Source organism: Paraburkholderia eburnea, assembly GCF_002917095.1.
In the GTDB taxonomy this organism is placed as follows: Bacteria; Pseudomonadota; Gammaproteobacteria; order Burkholderiales; family Burkholderiaceae; genus Paraburkholderia; species Paraburkholderia eburnea.
Genome location: NZ_PQGA01000042.1, coordinates 1 through 10,595, shown reverse-complemented (window position 1 = coordinate 10,595; position 10,595 = coordinate 1). Strand labels below are relative to the sequence as shown.

9 protein-coding genes and 1 pseudogene are annotated in these 10,595 nt (G+C 60.7%); 8 read left to right on the top strand and 2 right to left on the bottom strand.

Annotated elements, in window-relative coordinates:
• Both B0G62_RS30810 and B0G62_RS30805 read right to left on the bottom strand, forming a co-directional pair.
• The coding region (locus B0G62_RS30810; protein ID WP_146055393.1) for an ATP-binding cassette domain-containing protein at positions 1-269 on the bottom strand (269 nt) is incomplete at its 3' end.
• 150 nt (positions 270-419) lie between these two features.
• Complete coding sequence (locus B0G62_RS30805) at positions 420-1,553, bottom strand: polyamine ABC transporter substrate-binding protein (RefSeq protein ID WP_103707950.1); 1,134 nt, start codon at positions 1,551-1,553, stop codon at positions 420-422.
• A gap of 459 nt (positions 1,554-2,012) precedes the next feature.
• Here B0G62_RS30805 and B0G62_RS30800 point away from each other — a divergent pair, with 459 nt between their 5' ends.
• The 8 genes and pseudogenes from B0G62_RS30800 to B0G62_RS30765 all read left to right on the top strand — a co-directional run.
• Complete coding sequence (locus B0G62_RS30800; RefSeq protein WP_103707949.1) at positions 2,013-3,395, top strand: aspartate aminotransferase family protein; 1,383 nt, start codon at positions 2,013-2,015, stop codon at positions 3,393-3,395.
• Positions 3,396-3,411: 16 nt separating this feature from the next.
• Positions 3,412-4,749, top strand: coding sequence for a flavin-containing monooxygenase (locus B0G62_RS30795; RefSeq protein ID WP_103707948.1), 1,338 nt, complete (start codon positions 3,412-3,414; stop codon positions 4,747-4,749).
• Complete coding sequence (locus B0G62_RS30790; RefSeq protein WP_103707947.1) at positions 4,750-5,181, top strand: RidA family protein; 432 nt, start codon at positions 4,750-4,752, stop codon at positions 5,179-5,181. It begins immediately after the preceding gene.
• A gap of 44 nt (positions 5,182-5,225) precedes the next feature.
• The gene (locus tag B0G62_RS30785; RefSeq protein ID WP_103707946.1) at positions 5,226-5,903 is read left to right on the top strand and encodes a DUF1028 domain-containing protein; all 678 of its coding nucleotides are present in this window, start codon (positions 5,226-5,228) and stop codon (positions 5,901-5,903) included.
• Positions 5,896-7,059 carry an acetylornithine deacetylase gene (argE, locus tag B0G62_RS30780; RefSeq protein ID WP_103707945.1) on the top strand — a complete coding sequence of 388 codons (1,164 nt, stop codon included), beginning with the start codon at positions 5,896-5,898 and terminating at the stop codon, positions 7,057-7,059. The genes B0G62_RS30785 and argE overlap by 8 nt, the downstream gene beginning before the upstream one ends.
• A gap of 75 nt (positions 7,060-7,134) precedes the next feature.
• Positions 7,135-8,628, top strand: a complete 1,494-nt coding sequence (locus B0G62_RS30775) for an aldehyde dehydrogenase (RefSeq protein WP_103707944.1) — start codon at positions 7,135-7,137, stop codon at positions 8,626-8,628.
• A gap of 129 nt (positions 8,629-8,757) precedes the next feature.
• A complete protein-coding gene (locus B0G62_RS30770) occupies positions 8,758-10,164 on the top strand; it encodes a purine-cytosine permease family protein (protein WP_407671271.1) in 1,407 nt (468 codons plus the stop codon).
• Positions 10,165-10,384: 220 nt separating this feature from the next.
• A pseudogene (locus B0G62_RS30765) lies at positions 10,385-10,595 on the top strand (muconate cycloisomerase); the annotation flags it as partial.

Sequence of the window (10,595 nt, the reverse complement as noted above, 5' to 3'; positions counted from 1 at the left end):
GGGCGGCGATAGGGCGGCAGCGTCGCGAGGTCTTCGCCGTCGACGAAGATCTTGCCGGAGGTGGCGGTTTCCAGACCCGCGAGCATGCGCAGCAGTGTGGACTTGCCGCAGCCCGAGCTGCCGAGCAGCGCGAAGAGCTCGTTCTTCGCGATGTTCAGGCTCACGTTGTTGACGGCGGTGCTTTCGCCGAATTTCTTGACGACGTTTTCGATGCGGATGAACGAGGCCGCTGGCGTTGGCGGCTTTTGTCGATTATTCGTGTTGCTCATTGCCTGTCTCCATGTCGATGCGTATTCACGTGCTACGGACGTGCCTATCCGACGCGCCATGTGGCGGCGCAAATCAATAGTGAAAAGGGGAAAAGAATGGCCAGGCGCGGTCCGCGTAACACACATTGCGGACCGTGAGGCACGACCGGATTAATGCCCGGTCTTGAGTTGCGCCCAGAGACGGTTTTCCAGGCGCAGGATATCGGCGGGAAGTGCTTTCATCATCGTCATCTTCGCGAGCACGTCCGGCGGCGGATAAACACCCGCATCATTGGCGACCGAGGCGGTCACGAACGAGCGTGCCGCCTTGTTCGGCGTGGGATAGAAGACCTCGTTGGTGATCCCCGCATTGACCTTTGGGTCCTCGATATAGTTGATCCACGCGAGCGCGGCTTCGGGGTGCGGCGCATCCTTGGGGATGCCCATAATGTCGAACCAGATCAGACCGCCTTCCTTCGCATTCGAGAATTTGATCTCGTAGGCACGTTTGGCATCCACGGCCCGGCGATGCGCGATACCGACGTCGCCGGACCAGCCGAAAGCGACACAGATGTCATTGTTCGCCAGGTCGTTGATATAGCCCGAAGAATTGAACTGCGTAATATATGGGCGGATTTTCTTCAACGTATCGTACGCAGCCTGATAATCGGCGGGATTCGTGCTGTTGGGGTCTTTGTGCATGTACTGCAGCGTCGCCGCGAATACATCGACGGCCTGATCGAGAAATGACACGCCGCAGCTTTTAAGCTTCGACATATTTTCCGGATCGAACACCAGCGCCCAGCTATCCACGGGCGCGTTGCCGCCCAGCGCCTTTTGCACGGCCTGCACGTTGTAGCCCATGCCGTCGGTGCCGTACGCGTAGGGCGCGCCGTACTGGTTGCCGGGGTCCGCCTGCGCGATGATTTTCATCAGGCCCGGATCGAGATTCGCCAGATTCGGCAGTTTCGATTTATCGAGCTTTTGATAGATGCCGGCTGGAATCTGGCGCGCCATGTAATTCGATGTCGGCACAACGATATCGTAACCGGAGCTCCCCGCAAGCAGCTTGGCCTGCAGGGTGTCGTCGCCATCGTAGTTATCGTATTTGACCTTGATACCCGTTTGTTTCTCGAAGTCCGGAATCGTGTCCTTGCCAATATAGTCGGACCAGTTATAGACGTTCAACTGCGTTTCGGCGGCCAGGGCCGATGTGCCCGTCATGCTCCCCAATCCGGCGATGGAGGCCAGCGAGGCCATTGCAATCGCGGGACGCACAATCTGCCGGAATCGATCGATGCTCATGATGTTCTCTCTACGGATGAAGAAGCGGGAGTAAGTGCACTTCGCGCGAGGGCGCACGAAGAATCAGACATGCAACTGCAAATAGAAGAGATCGGTAGCCTCGCCATCTCGTGAAACAGGCCACTTGAGTGGGGCCACGACGAACGACGGCTGAAGCGTAGCACCGCGAAAAACGCGAGAAAAAAATAGTTTAGCTAGCTCATGTATAGCTTTTATCTATGCTATTGAGCAGGGTAGTAATGAAGTAGAAAGTACCCGGAAAGCTTCGATTCAGGGTGCAATTCATGACATCCTCTCTGCATAGAAAAAATCCATGCAGTAACCAGAAATTGCATTCTTTACCTTTCCATTTTGGCGACGGACAGTGGCCGAAGTTGGTGTTCGCACTTGCTGCGATCACCGAGGGTATGCACCAGGCGCAACGGTGACTAATCGAAGTCCGAATTCTGGAACCTGAAAATGAATGCACACGATCTTCCCCAGCGCAGCACCCGTGACTATCAGGCAAGCGATGCCGCGCACCACCTGCACGCTTTCGTCGATCAAAAGGCGTTGAACGCGGAAGGTCCGCGTGTGATGGTGCGAGGCGAGGGTGTCCACCTCTGGGACAACGACGGCAAGCGCTATCTCGACGGCATGTCGGGCCTGTGGTGCACGAATGTCGGCTATGGGCGCAAGGAACTGGTTGATGCTGCGGCAACGCAGATGAAAGAACTGTCTTACTACAACATGTTCTTTCACACCACGCATCCGTCGGTGATCAATCTCTCGGAGAAACTGTTTTCGCTGCTCGGCGACCGTTTTAGCCATGTGGTGTACACGAACTCGGGATCCGAATCGAACGAAGTCCTGATCCGCACCGTGCGCCGCTTTTGGGACGTGATGGGCAAGCCTCAAAAGAAAGTGCTGATCGGCCGCGTGAACGGCTATCACGGTTCGACGGTCGGCAGCGCGTCGCTGGGCGGCATGGCATTCATGCACGAAATGGGCGATCTGCCGATTCCCAATATCACGCACGTGGACGAACCGTACTGGTACGCCAACGGGGGCGATCTCACGCCCGAAGCCTTCGGCAAGGTGGCGGCGCAGTCGTTGGAGCGCAAGATTCTCGAACTCGGTGCGGATAAGGTCGCGGCGTTTGTCGCGGAACCGTTCCAGGGCGCGGGCGGCATGATTTTCCCGCCCGACGGCTACTGGCAGGAAATCGAGCGCATTTGCCGGCAATACGATGTGCTGTTGTGCGCGGACGAAGTGATCGGCGGCTTTGGCCGAACTGGCGAATGGTTCGCGCATCGGCACTTCGGTTTCGAACCCGATTTGATCTGCATTGCGAAGGGTTTGACATCGGGCTATGTGCCGATGGGTGGTCTCATCATGAGCCGCCGCGTGGGCGAGGCACTCGTCGAGCGCGGCGGCGTCTACGCGCATGGACTTACCTATTCCGGGCACCCGGTTGCAGCGGCGGTCGCGCTCGCGAATCTGGACGTTCTTGATCGCGGCGGCCTGGTCGAGCGCACCAGGACGGATACGGGTCCCTATCTGCAGAAGGCGCTGCGCGATGCGTTTGCCGATCACCCGTTGATCGGCGAGGTGCAGGGCGTGGGTGCGGTCGCGGCGATCCAGTTTGCGAAGGACAAGACGACGCGCGAGCGCTTCGCCAACGAGGCGGACTTGACGTGGCATAGCCGCTCGGTGGGCTTCGATCTCGGTGTGATCGTGCGTTCGACCAATGGCCGCCTGATCGTTGCGCCGCCGCTCGTGATCGAGCATGTGCAGATCGACGAACTGGTGGACAAGATGCGTCAGGCGGTCGATGCGACTGCGAAAAAGATAGCTGGATGAGCATAAGGAAACTGCAATGACACTCGAAACCGTAGATACGCTCGTCGTCGGTGCTGGCCAGGCCGGCGTGGCGATGAGCGAACACCTGGGCAAACTTGGCGTGCCGCATCTCGTGCTGGAGCGCGAGCGCATCGCCGAGCGCTGGAGAACCGGACGTTGGGATTCGCTGGTCGCGAATGGCCCCGCGTGGCACGACCGCTTTCCCGGCCTGGAATTCGACGATCTCGACCCGGACGCCTTTGCGTCCAAGGATCGCGTGGCCGATTATTTCGAGGCCTACGCAAAGCAGATCGACGCGCCCATTCGCACCGGCGTGGACGTGAAGAAGGTCGTGCGCAACGCGGGCCGCCCCGGTTTTACCGTTGAAACGAGTCGCGGCGTGATCGAGGCGCAGCGTATCGTCGTGGCGACGGGGCCGTTCCAGCGGCCCATCATTCCGCCGATCGCGCCCAAACAAACTGCGAATCTCGTGCAGATTCACTCGGCCGATTATCGCAATCCGCAGCAGCTTCCCCAGGGAGCCGTGCTCGTGGTCGGCGCGGGCTCGTCGGGCGTGCAGATCGCGGAGGAACTGATGCGAGCGGGCAAGCGCGTCTATCTTTCGGTCGGCCCACACGACCGCCCGCCGCGCGCGTATCGTAATCGTGACTTCTGCTGGTGGTTGGGCGTGTTGGGTCTCTGGGACATGGAAACCGCCGTGCCAGGCCGCGAACACGTGACGATCGCAGTGAGCGGTGCGCGCGGCGGCCATACTGTCGACTTCCGCCGGCTCGCGCACGAGGGCATGACGCTCGTCGGTTTGACCAAGGCGTTCAACGACGGCGTTGCGACGTTCGAAGCGGATCTCGCGACCCATCTCGCGAATGGCGACGCCAATTATCTCTCGCTGCTGGATGCCGCCGATGCCTATGTCACCCGCAACGGTCTCGATCTGCCGGAAGAGCCCGAGGCTCGCGCAAGCATGCCGGACCCGCAATGCGTGACGCAGCCCATTCTGGAACTCGACCTGCGCGAGGCGGGTGTGACCTCGATCGTCTGGGCAACCGGTTACGCCAACGAGTATAGCTGGCTGCAGGTCGATGCATTCGATGAAAAGGGCAAACCGAAGCATCAGCGCGGCGTATCCAGCGAGCCAGGTGTGTATTTCGTCGGTCTGCCTTGGCTCTCGCGGCGCGGTTCTTCGTTTATCTGGGGCGTGTGGCACGACGCGAAACACGTTGCCGGGCATATCGCCACGCAGTCGCAATATCTCGACTATCGCGACGCGACGCAGCGCGATCAAGTCAAGCCGGACCAGCACACAGAGCGCGCGGAAGCCGGCACTGAAATCAATAACGCAATCGGAGTCGTTTAAATGCCTACCCATACCCGTATCCGCATGTTCAATACGAAGGATACCTATCCAAATCAGTCGCTCGACAACGATCTTTGCCAGGCCGTTCGCGCCGGCAATACGGTCTACGTGCGCGGCCAGGTGGGCACCGATTTCGACGGCAGGCTCATTGGGCTAGGCGACCCGCGTGCCCAGGCCGAACAGGCGATGAAGAACGTCAAGCAGTTGCTGGAAGAAGCGGGCAGTGATCTCACTCATATCGTCAAGACGACGACTTACCTGATCGATCCGCGTTACCGCGAGCCGGTTTATCAGGAAGTGGGGAAATGGCTCAAGGGTGTCTTTCCCATTTCGACGGGCCTGGTCGTGTCGGCGTTGGGACAGCCGCAATGGCTCATGGAGATCGACGTGATCGCCGTGATTCCTGACGGCTGGAAGCCGTCGCAGGCCTGATAACAAGGCTCAAAGCAAGGTTCGAAACCAGGGAGGAACACGCCATGACTTTCTCGATTGTTGCCCGTTGTGCCGAATCCGGCCAGCTTGGCATTGCGATCAGCTCGTCGAGTATCGCGGTGGGGGCGCGTTGCCCGTGGGCGCGCGCAGGCGTGGGCGTGGTGGCGACGCAGAACGTAACGCTGCCCGCGCTCGGCCCGCAAGTGCTGGATCTGTTGGAACACAAGCAACTCGATCCTGCTGCGGCATTGGATCGTGCGTTGAATTCGGACGGCTGGAGCCAGTATCGCCAGGTAACGGTCATCGACGCGCAGGGCCGCACCGCGTTTTTCAGCGGCAAGGAAGCGCTGGGCGTCTACCACGCCGTGGCGGGCGAGCAGTGCGTGGCGGCGGGCAATATGCTCGCCGGCCCTGAAGTGATCGAGGCGATGGTGCGAGCGTTCGAAGGCGCACCGGGTAAGCTCGCCGATCGGCTGCTGGCCGCGATGCACGATGCGATGGCGGCAGGTGGCGAAGCAGGGCCGGTGCATTCGGCGGCGTTGAAGATCGTCGACGAGCATACGTGGCCCATAGTCGATTTGCGCGTCGATTGGGCCGATAACGATCCACTCGGCGAGCTTGACCGGTTCTGGCAGGCGTATCGTCCGCAGATGCAGGACTATCTGACGCGTGCGCTCAATCCGACCATCGCGCCAAGCTATGGAGTACCAGGCAATGAGTGAGCGCAACAGTCGCGCATTGCTAGAACGACTGATCGGTTTCGCGACCGTCAGCCGCGATTCGAACCTCGAATTGATCGAGTTTATCGAGCGCTATCTCGCGGAGTTTGGCATTCGCAGCGAACTCTTCTACAACACGGACCGCACGAAGGCCAACCTGTTCGCGACGATTGGCCCAGGCGATCGCGGCGGTATCGTGCTATCGGGGCATACGGATGTGGTCCCGGTGGACGGTCAGGCGTGGACGGTCGAGCCGTTCCGCCTGAGCGCGCGCGATGGCCGCCTCTACGGGCGCGGCACAGCCGATATGAAGGGTTTTATCGCCTCGGTGCTGGCCGCAGTGCCGGCTTTTTTGTCCGCCAATCTGAAGACGCCCGTGCATCTTGCGTTTTCCTATGACGAGGAAGTGGGTTGTCTCGGCGTGCGTCCGATGCTCGAAGAACTGGCGAAGCGGCCACACAAGCCGCTCCTTTGTCTGATCGGCGAGCCGACGGAGCTGAAGCCCGTGCTCGGTCACAAGGGTAAGCTGGCGATGCGCTGTTGCGTGAAGGGCGCGGCCTGTCATTCGGCGTACGCGCCATACGGCGTCAACGCAATTCAATACGCGGCCCGGCTGATCGCGCAGCTTGACGACATCGGCGCGCGCCTGGCCCATCCGGAGCATCGCGACGAGCGTTTCGATCCGCCGTATTCGACGGTGCAAACGGGCCTCATCAAGGGCGGCCGCGCGCTCAACATCGTGCCTGCGGAATGCGAATTCGATTTCGAGGTGCGCGCGTTGCCAGGTTTCGAAGCGCAATCCGTGGCCGATGAACTGGCGCGGTATGCGCAAACGCAAGTGCTGCCCGCCATGCGTGCCGTTCAGCCGGATACCGATATTCAATGGCAGCCGCTCAGTGAATATCCGGGTCTGGCGACGCCGCCCGAAAGTGCAGCCGCGCGTCTGCTCGCGCATATCAGCGGCTCCACGGATTTCGGCACGGTGGCGTTCGGCACCGAAGGCGGCCTGTTCGAACAGGCGGGCATCCCGACGGTGGTGTGCGGCCCCGGCAGCATGGATCAAGGTCACAAGCCCGACGAATTCATCAGCGAGGCGCAGCTTGCGGATTGCGACGCCATGCTGGCGCGCCTCGCGCAGTATCTTGCGCGATCGGACTGACGAATCGCGCGATACGCGACCCTTGCTTTCCCTTATGAATACGGGCTGTCCCGGCCGCCCCTTCTGGAGTCCAGCATGTTTGATCTCGACTATTGGCAGCAGCGTGCTGCCGGACAGGTTTTCATCGACCGCGCACTGATTGGCGGCCGCCGTGTGGCAGCCGTTTCCGGCGCGACGTTCGATTCCGTGAATCCGGCCACGAACCGGCTGCTGGCGCGCGTCGCGGCATGCGATGCCGAAGATGTCGATCTGGCCGTGCGCGCGGCGCGCGAGGCCTTCGATAAGGGCACATGGTCGCGCACGCCGCCCGTCGAGCGCAAGAAGGTGCTGCTGCGCCTTGCCGAGTTGATGCTTGCGAACCGCGAGGAACTGGCGCTGCTCGATTCGCTGAACATGGGCAAGCCGGTCGCGGACGCCTGGAACATCGACGTCCCGGGCGCCGCGCATGTGTTCGCATGGTATGGCGAGTCGCTCGACAAACTCTACGACCAGGTGGCGCCCACGGCGCCCAACGCGTTCGCGACGATCACGCGCGAGGCGCTGGGTGTGGTGGCCGCCGTCGTGCCGTGGAATTTCCCGCTCGATATGGCCGCCTGGAAACTCGCGCCCGCGCTGGCCGCGGGCAATAGCGTGGTGCTCAAACCAGCGGAGCAATCGCCGTTTTCCGCGCTGCGTCTTGCCGAACTCGCGCTTCAAGCCGGCTTGCCCGAAGGCGTGCTCAATGTCGTGCCCGGCCTGGGCGAACAGGCCGGGCGCGCGCTCGGTTTGCATCCCGATGTGGATTGCCTTGTGTTTACAGGCTCGACCGAGGTGGGCAAATACTTCATGCGCTACGCGTCCGAATCGAACCTCAAGCAGGTCTGGCTCGAATGCGGCGGCAAAAGCCCGAATCTGATTTTCGAGGATTGTGCCGATCTCGACCTTGCCGCGGAAAAAGCAGCCTTCGGCATTTTCTTCAATCAAGGCGAAGTCTGCTCGGCGAATTCGCGCCTCTATGTACAGCGCTCCATTCAGGACGAATTTATCGAACGCCTTTTGAGCAAAGCACGCGACTGGATGCCGGGCGACCCGCTCGATCCCGCGAGCCGCGCGGGTGCGATCGTCGATGCGGGCCAGACGGGGCGCATCATGAACGCAATCGAACGTGCCCAGCGCGACGGCGCGCGACTGCTCAAGGGCGGCAAGCGCCTGAGTTTCAATGGCTCGGACAATTTCGTCGAGCCGACCATTTTGGCCGGCGTGCGCAACGATATGCCGATCGCGCGCGAGGAGGTGTTCGGTCCGGTACTCGCGATCAGCGCCTTCGACACGGAAGAAGAAGCGCTGCGCCTCGCGAACGACAGTGTCTATGGTCTGGCGGCCTCGCTATGGACCGACGATCTGAATCGCGCGCATCGCGTGGCGCGCGCACTAAAAGCGGGGACTGTCTCGGTCAACACCGTGGACGCGCTGGATGTGAGCGTGCCGTTTGGCGGCGGCAAACAATCAGGCTTCGGCCGCGATCTCTCGCTCCATTCGTTCGACAAATACACGCAGCTTAAAACCACCTGGATTCAATTGCGCGGATAACGCGCAGGGATGTCGGCCGGGCGCGATGCGCACGGCTGGCCTCGGGTAAATGCAGTCAAGCGAAGCAATGAATCAGTAATCCGAATTAATTAGTGAGTCGACCGAGCAGGAGTGAGTATCGTGGCCAGTATGGACAGCAATAACGCGCAGTTGATCGAAAAGCACACCATCGGCTATGTGCCGCCCGAGGATCGTCACGGCAAGGTGCGCGATCTCTTCACGCTCTGGTTCGGCGGCAATATCGCGCCGCTACCGATCGTCACGGGTGCGCTGGGCGTGCAGATGTTCCACCTGAATCTGTTCTGGGGGATTATTGCGATCGTCGTCGGACAGGCGGTCGGCGGTGTGCTCATGGCGCTGCACTCCGCGCAGGGGCCGCAGATGGGCATTCCGCAGATGATTCAAAGCCGCGCGCAGTTCGGCTCATGGGGCGCGTTGCTCGTCACCGTGATTGCGGGCGTGATGTATGTGGGTTTTTTTGCTTCGAATATCGTACTGGCAGGGAAGTCCTTGCATGGCATTCAGGCGTCGGTATCGGTGCCGGTCGGTATCGTGATCGGCGCGGTGGGATCAGGGCTGATCGGCATCATCGGCTACCGCTTCATCCACTTCCTCAATCGCATCGGCACATGGGTGTTGGGCATCGGCATCGCTGTGGGCTTCGGCTATATTTTCACGCATGTGACGACGGCCGACTTCCTCACGCGCGGCGGTTTTAATTTCGCGGGCTGGCTCGCAACAGTCTCGCTTTCGGCGCTGTGGCAGATTGCGTTCGCGCCGTATGTCTCGGACTATTCGCGCTATCTGCCCGAAGACGTGCGGGTGTCGTCGACGTTCTGGGCAACGTGGCTGGGCTGCACGATCGGCTCGACGCTCGCTTTCGTATTCGGTGCGGTGGCGGTGCTCGCGGTGCCGCCGGGCGCGGATACGATGGACGCCGTCAAACTGGCAACGGGGCCGCTCGGTTTGCCGATGCTCGTCCTGTTCCTGCTGAGCGTCATCAGCCATAACGCGTTGAATCTCTATGGCGCGGTGCTCGCAACCATCACTTCCGTGCAGACGTTTGCCAGCCGCTGGATTCCCACGGCCAATGCGCGAGCCGTGTTTTCGGTGGTGATCCTTGCTTCGTGCTGTTACGCGGCAATCGGCGCATCGACGGATTTCGTCGGCAATCTGGTCGATCTCGTGCTGGCGCTGCTCGTCGTCCTGGTGCCCTGGACCGCGATCAATCTGATCGACTTCTACGTTATTCACAAAGGCAAATATGACGTCGCGTCGATATTCAAGGCCGACGGCGGCATCTACGGCCGCTTCAATCCGCAGGCACTGATCGCCTACGCCGTGGGTATCGCCGTGCAGATTCCCTTCATGAACACGCCCATGTATGCCGGCCCGGTGCCGAAGTATCTGGATGGCGCGGACCTGTCCTGGGTGATCGGGCTGTTGTTGACTTCGCCCTTGTACTACTGGCTGGCGACACGCGACACGGCATATCGCCGCCAGGTCGATGCGGGTGCGAGCGCGGCATTGCGGTAAGCCGCCAGACGCCTGATCCGGTAACGCAGTTTGATTACGCCGCTTCGCAATGAAGCGGCGTTTTTCGTTTCATCAGGGTATGGTGTGTCGCAATAATCGCCACTACACAAAAATCACTATACCTGGAGAGTATGGAAACCGGTGTTTAAAAGTATTGGACGCTCCATTTGGGCGGGGCGTATAAAACCATTCCATGAACTCCACGTATGCAACGCCCGCCATGACCTCAGTAGTGACGATTGAATGCATCGAAACCCGCCTTGTCGATCTGCCGACGATTCGCCCCCACAAGCTGTCGGTGGCGACGATGTACGGCCAGACCCTGATGCTGGTCAGGGTTGTCTGCAGCGATGGCGTGGTCGGCATTGGCGAGGGCACCACGATCGCGGGCATGGCTTACGGCCCCGAAAGCCCGGAGGCGATGAAGGTCG